This window comes from Streptomyces sp. WG7 (genome assembly GCF_049975785.1).
In the GTDB taxonomy this organism is placed as follows: Bacteria; Actinomycetota; Actinomycetes; order Streptomycetales; family Streptomycetaceae; genus Streptomyces.
In genome coordinates this window covers 95,049-110,947 of record NZ_JBNGGE010000017.1, presented here as the reverse complement: position 1 = coordinate 110,947, position 15,899 = coordinate 95,049, and the positions used below count along the sequence as shown (strand labels likewise).

General features: G+C 71.8%; 18 protein-coding genes and 1 pseudogene. 7 read left to right on the top strand and 12 right to left on the bottom strand.

Annotated features, from left to right (window positions below; genetic code table 11):
* Positions 1 to 12: 12 nt before the first annotated feature.
* The 4 genes from ACP4J0_RS19300 to ACP4J0_RS19285 form a co-directional block, all read right to left on the bottom strand.
* The gene (locus tag ACP4J0_RS19300; RefSeq protein WP_426599902.1) at positions 13 to 729 is read right to left on the bottom strand and encodes a tRNA-dependent cyclodipeptide synthase; all 717 of its coding nucleotides are present in this window, start codon (positions 727 to 729) and stop codon (positions 13 to 15) included.
* A gap of 107 nt (positions 730 to 836) precedes the next feature.
* Positions 837 to 2,237, bottom strand: coding sequence for a condensation domain-containing protein (locus tag ACP4J0_RS19295; RefSeq protein ID WP_426599901.1), 1,401 nt, complete (start codon positions 2,235 to 2,237; stop codon positions 837 to 839).
* A gap of 132 nt (positions 2,238 to 2,369) precedes the next feature.
* Entirely contained in the window at positions 2,370 to 3,092 is a 723-nt protein-coding gene (locus ACP4J0_RS19290) for a MerR family transcriptional regulator (protein WP_426599900.1), read from the bottom strand.
* Positions 3,093 to 3,160: 68 nt separating this feature from the next.
* The gene (locus tag ACP4J0_RS19285) at positions 3,161 to 3,496 is read right to left on the bottom strand and encodes an EthD domain-containing protein (protein ID WP_426599899.1); all 336 of its coding nucleotides are present in this window, start codon (positions 3,494 to 3,496) and stop codon (positions 3,161 to 3,163) included.
* 65 nt (positions 3,497 to 3,561) lie between these two features.
* Between ACP4J0_RS19285 and ACP4J0_RS19280 the strand changes: the two genes are divergently transcribed.
* Positions 3,562 to 3,936, top strand: a complete 375-nt coding sequence (locus ACP4J0_RS19280) for a MerR family transcriptional regulator (RefSeq protein WP_426599898.1) — start codon at positions 3,562 to 3,564, stop codon at positions 3,934 to 3,936.
* Positions 3,937 to 3,981: 45 nt separating this feature from the next.
* Here the strand turns inward: ACP4J0_RS19280 and ACP4J0_RS19275 are convergent, their stop codons facing one another.
* Complete coding sequence (locus ACP4J0_RS19275; protein ID WP_426599897.1) at positions 3,982 to 4,617, bottom strand: hypothetical protein; 636 nt, start codon at positions 4,615 to 4,617, stop codon at positions 3,982 to 3,984.
* A gap of 42 nt (positions 4,618 to 4,659) precedes the next feature.
* Between ACP4J0_RS19275 and ACP4J0_RS19270 the strand changes: the two genes are divergently transcribed.
* Positions 4,660 to 4,830, top strand: a complete 171-nt coding sequence (locus tag ACP4J0_RS19270) for a hypothetical protein (RefSeq protein WP_426599936.1) — start codon at positions 4,660 to 4,662, stop codon at positions 4,828 to 4,830.
* On the opposite strand, the pseudogene ACP4J0_RS19265 reads toward ACP4J0_RS19270, so the two are convergent.
* Positions 4,826 to 5,124 (bottom strand): annotated as a pseudogene (locus ACP4J0_RS19265) (helix-turn-helix transcriptional regulator); the annotation flags it as partial. The gene ACP4J0_RS19270 and the pseudogene ACP4J0_RS19265 sit on opposite strands and share 5 nt — an antisense overlap.
* Before the next feature lie 118 nt (positions 5,125 to 5,242).
* Here ACP4J0_RS19265 and ACP4J0_RS19260 point away from each other — a divergent pair.
* A complete protein-coding gene (locus ACP4J0_RS19260; RefSeq protein ID WP_426599896.1) occupies positions 5,243 to 5,650 on the top strand; it encodes a VOC family protein in 408 nt (135 codons plus the stop codon).
* 46 nt (positions 5,651 to 5,696) lie between these two features.
* On the opposite strand, the gene ACP4J0_RS19255 is transcribed toward ACP4J0_RS19260, so the two are convergent.
* Positions 5,697 to 6,140: a peptidoglycan-binding domain-containing protein gene (locus ACP4J0_RS19255; protein WP_426599895.1), complete on the bottom strand. Its 444-nt coding sequence runs from the start codon at positions 6,138 to 6,140 to the stop codon at positions 5,697 to 5,699.
* Between the two features lie 90 nt (positions 6,141 to 6,230).
* Entirely contained in the window at positions 6,231 to 6,671 is a 441-nt protein-coding gene (locus ACP4J0_RS19250; protein WP_426599894.1) for a peptidoglycan-binding domain-containing protein, read from the bottom strand.
* Positions 6,672 to 6,966: 295 nt separating this feature from the next.
* Between ACP4J0_RS19250 and ACP4J0_RS19245 the strand changes: the two genes are divergently transcribed.
* Complete coding sequence (locus ACP4J0_RS19245) at positions 6,967 to 8,745, top strand: protein kinase domain-containing protein (RefSeq protein ID WP_426599893.1); 1,779 nt, start codon at positions 6,967 to 6,969, stop codon at positions 8,743 to 8,745.
* A 133-nt stretch (positions 8,746 to 8,878) separates the two neighbouring features.
* Entirely contained in the window at positions 8,879 to 10,777 is a 1,899-nt protein-coding gene (locus ACP4J0_RS19240; RefSeq protein WP_426599892.1) for a protein kinase domain-containing protein, read from the top strand.
* Positions 10,778 to 10,810: 33 nt separating this feature from the next.
* Here the strand turns inward: ACP4J0_RS19240 and ACP4J0_RS19235 are convergent, their stop codons facing one another.
* Complete coding sequence (locus ACP4J0_RS19235; protein WP_426599891.1) at positions 10,811 to 11,203, bottom strand: PLD nuclease N-terminal domain-containing protein; 393 nt, start codon at positions 11,201 to 11,203, stop codon at positions 10,811 to 10,813.
* 90 nt (positions 11,204 to 11,293) lie between these two features.
* Between ACP4J0_RS19235 and ACP4J0_RS19230 the strand changes: the two genes are divergently transcribed.
* Positions 11,294 to 12,751 carry a menaquinone biosynthesis decarboxylase gene (locus ACP4J0_RS19230; RefSeq protein WP_426599890.1) on the top strand — a complete coding sequence of 486 codons (1,458 nt, stop codon included), beginning with the start codon at positions 11,294 to 11,296 and terminating at the stop codon, positions 12,749 to 12,751.
* Positions 12,748 to 13,653 (top strand): menaquinone biosynthesis prenyltransferase MqnP, encoded by a 906-nt coding sequence (gene mqnP, locus ACP4J0_RS19225; RefSeq protein ID WP_426599889.1) that lies wholly within the window; start codon positions 12,748 to 12,750, stop codon positions 13,651 to 13,653. The genes ACP4J0_RS19230 and mqnP overlap by 4 nt, the downstream gene beginning before the upstream one ends.
* A gap of 53 nt (positions 13,654 to 13,706) precedes the next feature.
* Here mqnP and ACP4J0_RS19220 read toward each other — a convergent pair whose 3' ends face one another.
* From ACP4J0_RS19220 to ACP4J0_RS19210, 3 genes are all read right to left on the bottom strand, one after another.
* The gene (locus ACP4J0_RS19220) at positions 13,707 to 14,771 is read right to left on the bottom strand and encodes a peptidoglycan recognition protein family protein (protein WP_426599888.1); all 1,065 of its coding nucleotides are present in this window, start codon (positions 14,769 to 14,771) and stop codon (positions 13,707 to 13,709) included.
* Complete coding sequence (locus ACP4J0_RS19215; protein ID WP_345591181.1) at positions 14,768 to 15,034, bottom strand: twin-arginine translocation signal domain-containing protein; 267 nt, start codon at positions 15,032 to 15,034, stop codon at positions 14,768 to 14,770. Before ACP4J0_RS19215 ends, ACP4J0_RS19220 begins: the two co-directional genes overlap by 4 nt.
* Before the next feature lie 199 nt (positions 15,035 to 15,233).
* Positions 15,234 to 15,668 (bottom strand): peptidoglycan-binding domain-containing protein, encoded by a 435-nt coding sequence (locus ACP4J0_RS19210; protein ID WP_426599887.1) that lies wholly within the window; start codon positions 15,666 to 15,668, stop codon positions 15,234 to 15,236.
* Positions 15,669 to 15,899 lie beyond the last annotated feature (231 nt).

Sequence of the window (15,899 nt, the reverse complement as noted above, 5' to 3'; positions counted from 1 at the left end):
GGGTGGATTCCCTTACCGTGTCGTGGTTCTGAGGGGGAGGGGGGAGAGGTCGACGGGCCGGACGAGCGCATAGGCCTGCCGTTCCGAGACCGCAAGTCGTGTGCGTCTCGAAAAGATCAGATTGGCGAGGGGAAAGGGGCGGTGGTAAAAGGTCAGGGAGGACGGCACGTCGAAGATGTCCGCCGAGGCGACGAAGAACGGCAGTTCCGCGAGCAGATAGCGCAGTCCTGTCTCGACCTCCTCGTCGACGGGCTCCCTCGCGGGACGCCGGGACAGCAGCACCTCCCGGCTGGCGGTCCGGCAGGCCCTCCGCAGCTCCGGGTCCGTGCGCACCGCCGCCTCGCACCGCGCCAGCGCGTTCCGGTACGCGACCCGGTCGGTGAGCTCGGACATCAGGTGGACGCCGTCGCCGCCGCGTGGGCCGCCCGAGGCGGCCCACGCACGCACGACGCGGTTGCGCAGCACGTTGATCTCGGCCCGTACCTTGCCGGCCGCCCGCTCGGGCGCGTAGCCGAGAGCGGTGAAGGTGTGGATCAGTGCCGCGTCCGGGACGACGACGTCCACCCGCGCGAAATTGTCGCTGAGCCAGCGAAGCAGATCAGTGAGCAGAGCGACCCGGAAATAGCTGTTCCCCGGGCTGACGCCGAGGACTACATGCTCCTTGCGAGCGCAAATCGAAGCACATTGATCTGTCAATGGCTCGAGGGAAAAGGTTGCGGGTTCCGACACGTTGGAACATTACACATCCGATGCGGTTCGCAAACTCTGGCCGAGCCTGACGGGTGAGAGAGGTAAGGGAGCGGCGCAATAAGAGGTGCGAAAAGGCGGCGGCATTCCTAGGGACGTGGACGTGCGACGCCCGTGACGATGTCCCGCAGCCGCTCGACGTACAGGCGCAGGTTCTTGTGCGCCATGTCGGTGTCCGGGTAGCGGCTCGCGAACCACAGGCCCTCCGGGAGCCGGGTGACCCACGCGCACATCTGGTCGCCGTACGAGACCCGGAGCAGGGCGTACGCCGTCCGGTCCGGCCAGCGGCCGGAGCCGGGGACGTCGCGGGCGTCGACGTAGGACACGATCGAGTACAGGTCCGGTGACGTGGGCCGGAAGTCCGTGCCGAGCAGGCGCAGCACCCGGTCGATCGGCATGCGGGACAGCCGCCGGCTGGCCTGGAGTTCGGCCCGTACGGTGCGCAGGGTGCTCGGGAAGTCCTGGCCCCCCGCCACGGGGATCTCGATCGGTGCGCCGCCGACGTACCAGCCCACGGACTGGGACCACTGGGACCGCGACCTGGTGTGGAACGGCACGACCGTGCGGTAGACGGGCGCGCCGCCGATCTCGTGGACGATGAGCGCGGTGGCGGCCAGCACGCCGATCAGGCTGCCGCCGTAGGGACGGCAGTACGCCTCGAAGGCGGCGGCGTCGGCGGCGTCCACCAGCGGTTCGCGCAGGAGGCGTTGCTCGGGCAGCGCGCCGCCGGGCTCCACGCCGAGGTCGACGGGGAAGGACGGCAGCCGCCCCCCGCACCGCCGGATGAACTCCCGCCAGCGGGCGACGATGTCGTGGGAGCCGTCGATCCGGTCCGCGTCGGCCCGTTCGGCCTCGCAGAAGTCGACGTAGCTGCCGACCGGCGGACGCGGCACGGTCCGGCCCTCGACGCCCGCCGTGTACAACTCGTCGATCTCGGCGGGGATGCGGTAGATGGAGTAGGCGTCGACGTTGCTGTGGTCGAAGGCCATGTAGACGCTGACCCCGTCGTCGCGGACGACCGCCGCGTAGATCAGGTTCGGCCAGCGCAGCGCGTCCGCGACGTGGTCGAAGCGGGCCTGGAGGTGGCGGGCCAGACCGGAGGCGTCCGGGAAGTCGCCGACGTCCTCGCGGTGCAGGGAGACGGCGTCCGCGTCGAGGGTGAAACGCCGCATCGGGTCACCGGCCGCACCACTCCAGCGGAAGCCGCTGCGCAGCGTCTCGTGCCGGAGGGTCCAGGCCCGCAGCGCCTCCTGGAGTACGTCGAGATCGACCGGGCCCGGGATGTCGAAGGCCGTGCCGAGCCAGGTCGGCACGGACAGGCCGCCCTCGCGGACCGACCGGGCGGTGCGGATGTGCGACTCCTGGATGTACGCCGGTGGCCGGGTGTCCTCGGGCAACGACGCCGCGATGTCGAGGGTCCTGGGACTGAGCGTCCACTCGACGAGGCGCCCCGGCCGGATCTCGCAGCGCTGGATGTCGGTCATTCGCACGAGGGGAGTCTCCGTTCGCAGGTGTAACAGACCCGACCAAGGGAATGCCGTGGCCGCGACCGCGCACGTGATGTGTCGCCACGGTTCAACGGAACGGATGGCTTCTCGAACGGCGGTTCGGAGTGCTGTCGTTCACTCGGAGCCGGTGCGCTCCAGATAGGCGTGGAGGGCACCCGCTCCCGCGAGCATCGCCCGGGTCCGCGCGGTGAGCAGCTGCCCGCGCGCCCCGAGCGCCACCCGCAGGGCCTCGCCGCCGCCCTCGCGCCGCAGCCCGGCCAGGACGGGGCGGATCTGGTCGAAGAGGTGGTGGCTGCGGCGCAGCGTGCGCACGACCCGTGCGTCGCGCACGTCGGCGGGACCGTACACGCGGTACCCGGTGCCGCGTTCCCGGCCGGGCGTGAGCAGCCCCGCCGCCTCCCACACCCGCAGCGCGGACGTCCGTACGCCGATCAGCGCGGCGACCTCGCCGATGCGCAGGCCGCCGCCCGGGCGGGTCAGCGGCTCGGGCTCGTCCCGGGCGAGCGCATCCAGCGCGTCGCTCGCGGCCCGCAGCGACACCCGCTCCTCGTGCAGGGCGGCGTGCGCGGCGTCCACCAGGGCGAGTGCGCCGGGCACGTCCCCGTCGTGCACCGCCCGCATGATCCGCGTCGCCGTCAGCGGCTCGTACCCCTTCCGCAACGCCCGGTACGTCAGCAGCGCGTGCCGGTGCACCTCCCCGAAGACGCGGTAACCGGACTCGGTCCGCCCGGCCGGGGGAAGGACACCGGCGTCCTCGTAGTTGCGGATCTGCTGCGTCGAGAGACCGGCCGACCGGGCCAGGTCGACGGTGCGGAGACGGCGGTCGTCTGGCGTCACGGCCCGCAGCCTAGGACAGCCACCGCAAGAGCCGGGTCCGAGTCCGTGTCCGTCCGTCGAGTCGTCCGTCAGATGATCTGCTTCTCCTCGGTGACCATCACGGCCACCGAGTCCATGTCGATGAAGCGTGCTTCGTCGGGGTGGACCAGTGTCCGGTAGTTGTCGGAGGCGAAGAAGGCGTCGTGGCCCTCCCAGTCCTCGAACCAGATCTCCGTCAGGCCGTCGTAGGCCCGGTCCGGGTAGTTCTCGGCGGGGACCGGGTGGGACACGGTGTACTTGCGCACATGGCGCTCCGCCTCCGGGATGGAGGTGAACAGCGGCGCGTGCCGGTCCCGGTGGTGCTCGACGAAACGCTCGTACGGCATTCCCTCGGCGCGGTTGATCATGAAGATGAGTTTCAGCATGGAGTTAACCTAAAAGCTCACATCAATGTCAGGGTCAAGTGGTCAGACGTATGGGGGAGTTCGGCATGCGGATCGGTGAACTGTCCGCCCGGACGGGAGCCAGCCGCCGGTCGCTGCGCTACTACGAGGAGCAGGGCCTGCTCGTCAGCTCCCGCTCGCCCAGCGGACAGCGCCACTACGAGGAGGAGCACGTCCAGCGGGTGCGCCTGGTGCGGGCCTTCCTGGCGGCGGACATCTCCAGCGGCACCATCGCCGAGATGGTGCCCTGCATGTCCGAGCCGAGCGAGGACGGGGCACGGCAGGCACTGGAGATCATGGCCCGCGAGCGGGCCCGGCTGTCCGGGGCCATCGACGGCCTCGCGGCCGCCAGGGACGCGCTGGACCGCCTCATCCAGGACAACCACGCGTACCTGGCACGGTCGGCGGACGACGATGCGTGAACCGGGGGTTCGGACCAGCGTGCGGACCAGAGGACGCCGCCCGGCTCAGGCGCGGCACTCCAGTACCGCGTAGTCGGCGAAGCAGCGCCGGTAGCGGGTGTGCCGGGTCTCCTGCGTGTGCCCGCGCTGCCACTCCTCGACATCCGCCGGGGCGGGGCACGGGCCGGATGTGGCACCGCAGTCGGCTTCGTCGCCGGACACGCAGTGCGCCTGGTACTCGGGGAGCGCCGAGGGGTCCTGGACGATCGTGAACGGTACGTAGCGGAAGAGCCGACGGCCACGGTGCTCATGCCGCTGGTGCCGGGCCAGCAGCACATCGGCGTCGGTCTCCGCGCTGCCGTCACCGGTGGCACGCGCGTGTGCGCGCCGCTCGGCCAGCCGGGCACAGGTGGCGCAGCCGGCGACCGGCTCGGGCGGCGGTCCGACCTTGACCAGCGGTTCGGCTGCCAACGCGCCGGTGAGAGAACGGTTGTTGGCTGCCCAGACGCCGGCGCTCAGCCGTTCCTCGGCCGTCGCCGCCCGGATCAGCGCCGGGTCCGCCTGCCACTCCCGGCCACCGCCGACGGGACGCAGCATCGCGCAGGGGCCCGCCGTTTCCCGGTACTCGCCGACCCTGCGGGTGCGCGGGTCGTGGACGAGCGTGCCGGGTTTCACCGATTCCGCCGATTCCACCGGTTCCATCCTCAACCTCCGTCACGCGATGAAGGCCGTGAGCAGGGCCGCGTGCAGCAGGGCGCCCTGGATGTCCTGCTGGTCCTGGAACAGCGCGGTCTCGACGTCTCCGACGACGTGCGCACGCGCATCATGGAATGCGGTGACCCCGAGGTCCTCCGGCACTGGCTCGCCCGCGCGGTCACCGCGTCAACGGCCGAAGCGGTCTTCCAGGACGGGTGACCGCCGCCGCCGTGATCCCGGTCCGCCGGCCGGCGACCAGGCCGAGCAACACGGCCAGGGCCTCGTCGTCGTCAGCATGAGCGGAGGCATGCGGTGGCCGGGGCCGAGCCGGTAGCCGCCGTAGCGGCCGCGCACCGACTCCCCGGGGATGTCGAGGTCGACGAGGTGGTCGACGTACCGGCGCACCGTGCGCTCGCCGACGCCGAGCCGGTCGGCGAGTTCGGCCACGGTGCGGGTGCCTCCCGCCTGGAGGAGTTCCAGCAGGGTGAGCACGCGGGACACGGGGCGGGACATGCCTGGAAGTCTGCCGTGGATACCGGTCGGATTCTGTCCGGTATCGCTCGTAGCGTGCGGTCATCAGCGCGACCGGCCGAACGAACGAACGGCCGAACGAACGACCAGGAGTGAATCCATGAACCTCGTCTCGATCCGCGTCATCACGGACGACGTCGCCCGCCTCGTCGGCTTCTACGAGCGCGCCACCGGAGTGCGGGCGAGCCGGCCCACCGAGGACTTCGCCGAGCTGCGCACCGCATCGGGCACCCTCGCGATCGGCGGTACCCGGACCGTTCCGCTGTTCGCGCCCGGCTCCGCCGCCCCGGCCGACAACCGCAGCGTCATCATCGAGTTCCTCGTCGAGGACGTGGACAGCGTGCACCGGAATCTGACCGGGTTCGTGGCGGACTTCGTCAAGGAGCCCACGACGATGCCCTGGGGCAACCGCGCGCTCCTGGTCCGCGACCCCGACGGCAACCTGGTCAACTTCTTCACTCCGGTCACCCCGGCCGCCATCGAGAAGTTCGCCGCGTACGCCCGCTGATGTGGCGGCCCGCCACCCCCGTCGGCGGGCCGCCACGAGCTGTCGGCTAGGCGACGCCGCCGTACGTGCAGCCGGTGGCGCCCTTCATCGCCCAGTTCATGTACCGGGAGGTCTCCGGGCCGAACACGCCGTCCGCGGCGATGCCCTTGCTCCGTTGTGCCTCCTTCACCTTGTTGACGGTGGCAGGCCCGTACATGCCGTCCACGTCCAGGTCCGCGCCGGCGAAGCACCTGTTCAGCGACCGCTGGAGTTGCTTGACGGCCGCGTTCTGACCGCCACCGTCGAAGCCGTCACCGCTGGAGAGGAGGCAGTTGACGTTGCGGCTGCCGTTCGTCGTGGTCGGCTTCAGGTAGTCGCCGTACTGGTTGGAGTACGTCGAGGTTCCCTGGCAGTGGGTGGCGGCCTGGGCGGTGCCCGCCGTGCCGACGACCGCGCCGGTGGCGACCAGTCCGAGGGTGGCGAGGGAAGCCGCGGTACGGCGTATGTTCATGGGGTTCCTTCCATCGGGAACGGAATGGGTGTGGGCCCGCCTCGCGGTGGGCGGGGCCGCGGCGGTGGACGGCCCGTGCGGGCGGTCCCGTCAGCTACGGCACGCGTCGCCGCCACTGCCGTAGTTCTCCGACCACCAGCGCATGGCGTCACGGGTGTCGGGCCCGTACACGCCGTCCACCGCGACGCCGTACTTCGCCTGCGCGTACCTCACGGCCTGTGCGGTCTTCGGTCCGTAGATGCCGTCCATGACGACGTTGTTCTGCGTCCACGAGTTCACGCACCTCTTCAACGACCGCTGGAGGGCCTCCACCGCGTAGCCCTGGTTGCCCTGCGAGAGGAGGCAGTTCGTGGACCAGCTGTTCGTGGACGGCTGGTTCGCGTAGTAGTGGCCGCCCATGTTCGTCAGCACCGCCGTCGTACAGGTCGAAGCGGCGTGCGCGGCGGGTGCGGTGACGACGCCCGCTCCGAGAAGGCCCGCGGAGACCGCGAGGACACTGGTGGCACCGACGAGCTTTTTCCTGAGGTTCATGCGTCTCCAGACTCCTGCTCCTGCGTCGAGGGCCCGGCCGGTGGACGGGGCCTCGCCCGGCGGTGTCGATCCTGGGTTCGCGCCCACCGATGGGCAAGCACTCGGGGACGTCTCGGGAGACTCCGGGACGTCCCGGGGGCTCTCAGGGACGTCCCGCCTGATGACCTGCGCCGATTCCGGCGGAGCTGGGACGGGGGGACGACGTCCGGTTCGGGGAACGAGGTGCGGCTGCCCCTATGCTTGGCCTGCCCGTACGGGGAGAGGACGGGCGGAGACCGCACGCCGGGAGGCATCTGTGTCAGCGCTGGAGCCGGACGACCCGCGCTCGGTCGGGGAGTACCGGTTGCTGAGCCGGCTGGGTGCGGGCGGCATGGGCCGGGTCTTCCTCGGCCGTTCCCCGGGCGGACGGCTCGTCGCGGTCAAGGTGGTGCACGGCGAACTGCTGCGCCGGCCGGAGTTCCGCGACCGCTTCCGCCGTGAGGTCGAGGCGGCCAGGCGGGTCAGCGGGGCCTTCACCGCACCCGTCGTCGACGCCGACCCGGACGCGGCCCTGCCGTGGCTGGTCACCAGCTACATCGCCGGACCGTCGCTGGACCAGGCGGTCGCCGAACGGGGGCCCTTCGACCCGCGGGCGGTGTGCGCGCTGGCGGCCGGGCTGGCCGAGGCGCTGGTGTCGATCCACGCCGCGAACCTCGTCCACCGCGACCTCAAACCCTCCAACGTGCTGCTCGCCGAGGACGGGCCGCGCGTCATCGACTTCGGGATCGTCCGCAGCGTCGACGCCGAGTCGATCACCGGAACGGGCCACATGGCGGGTTCCCCGGGATTCATGTCCCCCGAGCAGGTCAACGGCGACGAGGTCACCTGGGCCAGCGACGTCTTCTGCCTGGGCGCGGTCCTGGCCTTCGCGGCGACCGGCGCCAACCCCTTCGGCGGCGGGCCGACTCCCGCGCTCCTCTACCGCGTCGTGCACAACGCCCCCGACGTGGACGCCGTCACCGACCCGGCGCTGCGCGCCCTGATCGGCGACTGCCTGGCCAAGGACCCCGCCCGCCGTCCGACACCGCGCGAGATCCTCGCCCGGGTCGGCCCGCCGGGCGACGAGAGCGCCACGGCCCTGCCCGGCGCCGGCCAGTGGACGCCGTCCCTCCGCCCGACCGGTACGGACGCGGTGCCCACCCTGGTCGCCCCGCCTCCTCCCGCGACGCCCCTGGCCCACCCGGCCACCCGGGTGGACACCGGGCGGCCGCCGACGCCCGGCCCTCCGGACGTACGCCCGACCGCGCGGGGTGAGCGCGGGGGCCGCAGCCGCCGGGCCTTCCTGCTCTCCGGTGCGGGAGCGGTCGCCGCGCTCGGTGTCGGAACGGGATTCTGGCTCAACCGGTCGGGAACCTCGGACGGCCCCGGCCCCGGCGCCGCGCCGGCGCCCTCGTCCTCACCCCCCGCCGCCACCCCGCTCCCCCCGGGACCCGTCGGGCACTGGCCCCTCGACGAGGCGTCGGGGGCGGTCGCGCGGGACACCGCCGGCGGGCACGAGGCCACCGCGACCGGCGTCGTATGGCAGCCCGGCGGCGGTGGTGCCGCCTTCGACGGGACCGGCAGTCAGATGGTGACCGCAGAACCGGTGCTGCAGACGGGAGCGGGCCGGAGTTTCACGGTCGCGGCCTGGGTCCGGCTGTCCGTCGTGCCGGATGTCTTCGCCACCGCGGTCAGCCAGGACGGCGGCACCGCCAGCGGCTTCTACCTCCAGTACTCCAGCGCGGACAACGGCTGGGCCTTCGCCCGCCCCGACCTGCGCGCCGTCGGCCGGACCGAGCCCGTCCCGAACGTCTGGACCCACCTGGCCGGCGTCTGCGACGGCCAGGCCCGCAAGCTGCGGCTGTACGTCAACGGCGTCCAGGAGGCGGTCGTCGAGGACACCGGCCCGGTCCCCGCCACCGGTGCCTTCATGATCGGCCGGGCGTCCTACGAAGGGGAGCCCCGCGACTTCTTCCCCGGCGCCATCAGGGACGTACGGGCCTTCGACCGGGCACTCACCGCCGCCCGGATCGAGTCGCTGACGCGGTCCGCCTGACATCTGCCTGACGCCCCATCACACGCGGTTCCCAGAGCGGCACTTGGGGTGGACGTGCTAAAGATGTAGCTTTCGATCTGTGGCCGTGGCCGCCCACACCGGGGCTCGCGGCAGCCGGTGAACGGGGAGAGAGTTGAGCGGGGAAGCCGGAAGCGGCCTCACGGGCAGTGGCGCCGAGCCGCTGGAGGATGACGACCCGCGCCGGATCGGACCGATCCCGCTGCTGGGCCGGCTCGGCGTCGGCGGTATGGGCCGCGTCTACCTCGGTGTCCACGAGGGCCGGTACGCGGCGGTCAAACAGGTGCTGCCGACGGCGATCGCCGAGGACAACGACTTCCTCCGCCGCTTCGGGCACGAGCTGGACAACCTCGCGCGTCTGCCCGAGGAGGCCACCGCGCCGTTGCTCGCCGGTGACCGGGACGCCCGGCCGCCGTGGTTCGCCACCGCCTACGTGCCCGGCATCACCCTGCGCGAGGCCGTCGACCTGCACGGGCCCCTGCCCGCGGAGGCGTTGTGGCTCGTCCTGCGGGAGGCCGCCACCGCACTGGCGTCGGTGCACGCGCTGGACATGGTCCACCGCGACCTCAAACCGTCCAACGTCATGCTGACCCTCGACGGCCTCACCCTCATCGATTTCGGGGTCGCCCGGGCCGCCGAGCAGAGCCAGTTGACGCAGACCGGCATGGTGGTGGGCACGCCCGCGTACATGTCGCCCGAGCAGGCGTCCGGGAAACGGGCGTCGAGCGGCGTCGTCGACGTCTTCGCGCTCGGCTCGGTGATCGCGTACGCGGCGAGCGGCCGGCCGCCCTTCGGCGACGAGTCCGGGCACGCCGTGCTGTACCGCATCGTGCACGAGGAACCCGACCTCCAGCCGCTGCGGGAGCTGGACGCCGAACTCGCCGACGTCGTCGCGTCCTGCCTGGACAAGGACCACGAGGGCCGGCCGACGGCGGCCGAGCTGGTGGAGATCGCGGAGCGGCACGGGCCGTTCGCTCCGCCCCTGTGGCCCGAGACGGTGAGCGGTCCGCTGGCCGAGCGGGCGGCTTTCGCCTCGACGGTTCCGGAGCCCGTGCAGCTTCCCGAGCCGGACGAGGCGGCCCCTTCCGTACCGTCCGTCCCTGTGGTCACGGGCGGGCAGCCGGAGAAGCGTGAGCGGCGGCGGCGTACGAAGGTGCTGGCGCTCGTGGTCCCGGTCGTGGTGACGGGGGCGACGCTGAGTGTCACGCTGCTGCCGTACGTGATGAGCGAATCGGACAAGGACCGGGCCGCGGGCGCGCCGCCCGCGGCCACCGGAACCGCCACCCCGGGCCCCGCGGACTCCGCCACCGGCTCGACCGGCCCTACCGGCCCGAGCGCCTCCGCTTCCGGCAGTCCCGACGACGGGAAGAAGGACGCGAAGGACACGCAGGACAAGAGCGGGGAAGGGGAGGAGGGCGGAGGCCAGGCCGGCGACGGCACCGCGCCCGGCGGGGGCGGGGACGCGGCTGCCGCGACAGGAGCGTCCGGCGGCGGCTCGGGCTCCGGCGGCTCGGGCTCCGGAGCGGGTGGATCCTCCGGTGCGGGAGAGTCGTCCGGCTCGGGTGCCTCCGGCTCGGGAAGCGGGTCCGGGGCGAGCGGGCCCGGGGCGAGCGGGTCCGGCAACGGCGGCTCGGAGGGCGGCGGCGGGTCCACGTCGGACAGCTTCATGCTGAAGAACGGGTCGAGCGGGAAGTGCATGTACGTCGGCTACCCCATCGACGACGGCGACTGCTCGGGCGACATGGCCGTCTTCCGCTTCCAGAGCACCTCGGGCGGGGCCTTCAGGATCCTCAACGTGGGGACAGCCCAGTGCGTCCACGCCAGGAGTGCGAACGCCTGGCTCGTCAGGGCCGCCTGCGGCCAGGCGGGCGGAGAGTGGCGGGAGGGGGCGAACGGTTCGATCAGGAGCCTCACCACGGGCGGCTGCCTCGATCTCAACCGCCGGGCGTCCATGGTCGGCCTGACGACCACGACGTGTACCGGCTCCGCCTCCCAGCGCTGGACCAGGATCTGACGGAGCTGGACCAGGGCCTGACGCGGAGGAGCGTCAGGCCTCGTCCCGCCTGCCGCCCCTGCGGTCCTCGTCGTCCTCGGGGCCGCTCCGGCCGGTGTCCGACGGGCCGCCCTCGCCACGGTCGCCCCGGTCTTCTTGCCCGCCCTTCTCCTCGTCCTTGCCGAGGGACTTCAGGAACTCGGGATTGTCGTCCGGCGCGACCCACTGCCGCCGGCCGCCGCCCAGCCGGGGCGACGCGCCCGCCGGCTGCCGCTTCTTGCCGGCGATGAGCCAGGAGATCGAGCCGACCAGCGGGAAGAGCAGTACGAGGATCGCCCACAGCGGTTTGGGCATGTGGCGGATGTCGGCGTCCTTCGTGCTGATGCAGTCGATGAACGCGTAGACGCTCAACGCCAGTGGTACGACGAACATCAGCACCCGGAGCATGGGGCCTCTCTCCAGCGGAAGCGATGGGCGGGGACGCGTCACGGCCCCCAGGTACAGGGCCAGGGTAGCCGCTCGGGGATACTGGACGGCATGGCTTACGACGATCTTCGCTCCCTGCTCAGGGCCCTGGAGCGCGACGGCGACCTCAAGCGCATCAAGGCCGAGGTGGATCCCCACCTGGAGATCGGGGAGATCGTCGACCGAGTGAACAAGGCCGGCGGCCCCGCCCTTCTCTTCGAGAACGTGAAGGGCTCCGACATGCCCCTCGCGATGAACGTCTTCGGCACCGACCGGCGCCTGCTCAAGGCCCTCGGCCTGAAGTCGTACGCCGACATCTCGGACAAGATCGGCGGGCTGCTGAAGCCCGAGCTGCCCCAGGGCTTCGTCGGCATCCGCGAGGCCTTCGGCAAGCTCGGCGCGATGACGCACGTACCGCCGAAGAAGGTGAAGGGCGACAGCGCCCCCGTCCAGGAGGTCGTCCTCACCGGCGACGACGTGGACCTCGACCGGCTCCCCGCCCTCTTCACCTGGCCCGACGACGGCGGCTCCTTCTTCAACCTGGGCCTCACCCACACCAAGGACCCGGAGACGGGCATCCGCAACCTGGGCCTGTACCGCCTCCAGCGCCACGACAAGCGCACCATCGGCATGCACTGGCAGATCCACAAGGACAGCCGGAACCACTACCAGGTCGCCGCCCGGCGCGGCGAGCGCCTGCCGGTCGCGATCGCCTTCGGCTGCCCGCCCGCCGTGACGTACGCCTCCACCGCCCCGCTCCCCGGCGACATCGACGAGTACCTCTTCGCCGGGTTCCTCCAGGGCAAGCGGATCGAGATGGTCGACTGCAAGACCGTCCCGCTCCAGGTACCGGCGCAGGCGGAGGTCGTCATCGAGGGCTGGCTGGAGCCCGGCGAGATGCTCCCCGAGGGCCCCTTCGGCGACCACACCGGCTTCTACACCCCGCAGGAGCCCTTCCCCGCCCTGAAGATCGACTGCGTGACGATGCGGAAGCGTCCGCTGCTCCAGTCGATCGTGGTCGGGCGGCCCCCGACGGAGGACGGCCCGCTGGGCCGGGCCACGGAGCGTTTTTTCCTGCCTCTGTTGAAGATCATCGTCCCGGACATCGTGGACTACCACCTCCCCGAGGCCGGCGGCTTCCACAACTGCGCGATCGTCTCGATCGACAAGAAGTACCCCAAGCACGCCCAGAAGGTGATGCACGCCATCTGGGGCGCCCACATGATGTCGCTGACCAAGCTGATCGTGGTCGTCGACTCCGACTGCGACGTCCACGACCTGCACGAGGTCGCCTGGCGGGCCCTCGGCAACACCGACTACGCCCGCGACCTCACCGTCGTCGAAGGCCCGGTCGACCACCTCGACCACGCCTCCTACCAGCAGTTCTGGGGCGGCAAGGCGGGCATCGACGCCACGAAGAAGCTGCCCGAGGAGGGGTACACGCGGGACGGGGGCTGGCCGGACATGGTGCTGTCCGACCCGGAGACGGCGGCGAAGGTCGACCGCCGCTGGAAGGAGTACGGACTGTGACGTCGGCTTCCGCCGCGCTACCGCAGCAGCCGGGGCGCACCAAGGCGTTCCTGCGCCTGGTGATGATCGAGCACTCGGTCTTCGCGCTGCCCTTCGCCTACATCGCCGCGCTGACCGCGATGTACGAGTGGGACGAGAACATCCACTGGGGCCGGCTGCTCCTGGTCACCGTCGCCATGGTCGGCCTGCGCACCTTCGCGATGGCGGTCAACCGGATCATCGACCGCGAGATCGACGCCCGCAACCCGCGCACCGCCCACCGCGAACTGGTCACCGGCGCCATGTCGGTCAAGCACGCCTGGACCGGCGCGCTGATCGCCCTCGTCGTCTTCCTGGGCGCGGCGGCCCTGCTCAACCCGCTCTGCCTCGCCCTGGCCCCCGTCGCCGTGATCCCGATGGTGGTCTACCCGTACGGCAAGCGGTTCACGAACTTCCCGCAGGCCATCCTCGGCCTCGCCCAGGCGATGGGTCCGATCGGCGGCTGGCTGGCGATCACCGGTGAGTGGTCCTGGGAGGCCGTGATCCTCGGCCTCGCGGTCGGCATCTGGATCGGCGGCTTCGACCTGATCTACGCCTGCCAGGACGTCGAGACCGACCGGCAGGTCGGCGTGAAGTCGGTCCCGGCCCGCTTCGGCATCCCGGCGGCCATCTGGGGCGCCCGCGCCTGCCACACGGTCACCACGGCCCTGTTCGCCTGGTACGCCGTCGCCACCGACGCCGGCGTCTTCTTCTGGCTCGGCCTGCTGATCGTCGCCGGCGCCTTCGTCTACGAGCACACCATCGTGCGCCCCCATGACCTGACCCGCCTGAACAGGGCGTTCTTCAGCGTCAACGGCTTCATCGGCATCGCGCTGTTCGTGTGCGCGCTGCTGGATCTGCTGGTGCGGGGCCTGACGGTGTGACGGCTCGACCGTGTGACGGCCTGGCCGCGTGACCGGCCGCGTGACGGTGCGCCTCAGGTGACGGGTGAGGCCCAAGCCGCCTGCCAGGTGGCAGGGCCGACGATGCCGTCGGGGGTGAGCCCCTTCTCCCGCTGGAAGGCGAGGCACACGGTGCGGGACTGCGGCCCGTACACACCGTCGGTGCCGATGTTCCAGCCACGCGCGGCCATGCGCTGCTGCCAGGTGCGGACGCCGGGGTGGACGGTGGCCGGCGGGTAGCTGAACAGCGTGCCGGGCCACGCCGGGGCCGCGGACGGGTCGGAGCCGCCGCTCGTGACGGGCGTGTTCCAGGCCGCGTACCAGGTGCGGGCGCCGACCACGCCGTCGACGGTCAGTCCCTTCTCCTGCTGGAAGGCCAGGCAGACCCGGCGGGACTGCTCGCCGTAGACGCCGTCCACCGATATCGACCAGCCGCGGGCCGCCATGCGCTGCTGCCACGTGCGGGCGCTCGAGTGCACCGTCGCGGGCGGGTAGTGCAGGAACACACCGGGGAAGACGGGGGCCGAGGGGTACGAGGAGTCCATGGGCGGGGGAGGCTTCGGCACCCAGCCGCCGCTGCCCTTGCCCGGTCCCGGTTCCATGTCGGGCATGAGGCTGTACAGGCGCGACCCCGGGCAGTCGGTCGAGACGAAGATGCCGTGCGGTTCCGTGCCCGTGCCCGCGTTGCCGACGCTGCGCAGGTGGGCGATGGCGCTGCGGAAGCCGTAGACGAGCTGCGGAGTGATCTCGTCGTAGACGATGAAGCCGCCGACCAGGCCGCAGATGGCGTAGTACCGCTGATTGCCGAAGTCGGAGCCGTTGGCGGCCGAGCGGAGCCCCACGCCCCGGCCCTCGAACACGTAGCCGTGATTGCACACCAGGTAGGTGTAGGCGATGTCCCACCAGCCGTTGCCGTCCATGTGGTCCCGCTGGATGCCCCGGACCTGGCCCGCGCAGTCGCGGTGGTCGGCGGCGGCGAAGCGGAACCCTCCGGTGTGGTGGATGGCGACGCCCCCGAGCTCCGGGGAGATGTTCGTGCTGATCTTGGTGGCCGACCGGGCGCCCCAGGAGGCGCGGGGAACGAAACGGGGGATACTCACGCGCCCTCACCTCCGGGCAGCGCGCAGCCGCACGTCGCGTTCAGCGGCTCGCGGGAGACGCCCGCCGCGTAGTCGGCGTCGGACACGTCGGGGATGATCGCGTCGGGGTGGTCGTGGCTCAGGACGAAGGAGAGTTCGTCCTCGCCGACCGCGTGGGCCGGACCGGTACAGATGACCGGCAGGGCGGCCGCCGCGGTGACGGCCGCGGCCGTCCGGCCCGCCATGCCGATGAAGCCTCGGCGCGTGGTGTGCTCGGGGGGCAACGCTGTCTCCTCTTCGGGTCTTCGGTGGTGGCGCGTCTTCGGTGGTGGCGCGTCTTCGGCGGCAGCACGGGGGTGCGGTCGGCCGGTCGGCCGGCGGAGACCGCACCCCCGCGCTGCGTGTTGTGGTGGTGTGCCGTGTGCCGTGTGCCGTGTGCTGCGTGCCGTGTGCTGCGTGCTGTGCGCTGTGCCTGTGGTGCGGTCAGCGGTTGCCGTAGCGCAGTTCGTCCCAGGTCTGGGGGCCGACGATGCCGTCGGAGGCGCTCTCGCCGATGTAGTACCACTGGAACCAGGTGACGGCGGACTCCGTGGCGGGCCCGTAGACGCCGTCCACGGCCAGCTTGCCGCCGCCGGCTTGCGGGTAGCGGGTGGTTTCGTTGATCAGCGCCTGGATCTCCTTCACATGGGCGCCGGTGCTGCCGCGCTCGGCCCAGGCGGTCCCCGTGTGATAGCCGCAGTAGAGGCCGACCGTGCTGACGCCGCGGCAGGAGTCGGCCAGGGCGGTCGCCCGCGGGGCGTGGTTCGTCGCCGCCTGCGCGTTGCCGAGGGGGAGCAGGACCAGTGCGGCGGTGGCCGTCGCACCGGCCAGCACTGTCGTCCATCGCCGTGCGCGGCGGCTGCTTCGTACGAGGTGCACGAGTCACTCCTGTGTCGTCGTGGCGGGGGTGCGGGTGATCGCGGCCGTTCCGCCGGCCAGCGCCGTGGCCGCGACCAGCAGAGCTGTCCTCTGGTGAGCGCGCATCGCAACTGCTCTCTGCGCGACGGAAGCTGACGGCCCGTCGGATCGTTCCAGCGGGTTCGTTCGGACGCGGTCCAGCCTGTCGGCAGTTTTCCCGGCAGCGCTATGATCCGGGACGTCCCGGGTGTC

What these genes read in the sequence shown, in the direction of transcription:
- ACP4J0_RS19280 (WP_426599898.1), top strand. Translation starts at nt 3,562, where the DNA reads ATGCGGATCGGTGAACTGTCCGCCCGGACGGGAGCCAGCCGCCGGTCG.
- ACP4J0_RS19250 (WP_426599894.1), bottom strand. Translation starts at nt 6,671, where the DNA reads ATGAACCTCAGGAAAAAGCTCGTCGGTGCCACCAGTGTCCTCGCGGTC.
- ACP4J0_RS19230 (WP_426599890.1), top strand. Translation starts at nt 11,294, where the DNA reads ATGGCTTACGACGATCTTCGCTCCCTGCTCAGGGCCCTGGAGCGCGAC.
- ACP4J0_RS19275 (WP_426599897.1), bottom strand. Translation starts at nt 4,617, where the DNA reads ATGGAACCGGTGGAATCGGCGGAATCGGTGAAACCCGGCACGCTCGTC.
- ACP4J0_RS19260 (WP_426599896.1), top strand. Translation starts at nt 5,243, where the DNA reads ATGAACCTCGTCTCGATCCGCGTCATCACGGACGACGTCGCCCGCCTC.
- ACP4J0_RS19235 (WP_426599891.1), bottom strand. Translation starts at nt 11,203, where the DNA reads ATGCTCCGGGTGCTGATGTTCGTCGTACCACTGGCGTTGAGCGTCTAC.
- ACP4J0_RS19255 (WP_426599895.1), bottom strand. Translation starts at nt 6,140, where the DNA reads ATGAACATACGCCGTACCGCGGCTTCCCTCGCCACCCTCGGACTGGTC.
- ACP4J0_RS19285 (WP_426599899.1), bottom strand. Translation starts at nt 3,496, where the DNA reads ATGCTGAAACTCATCTTCATGATCAACCGCGCCGAGGGAATGCCGTAC.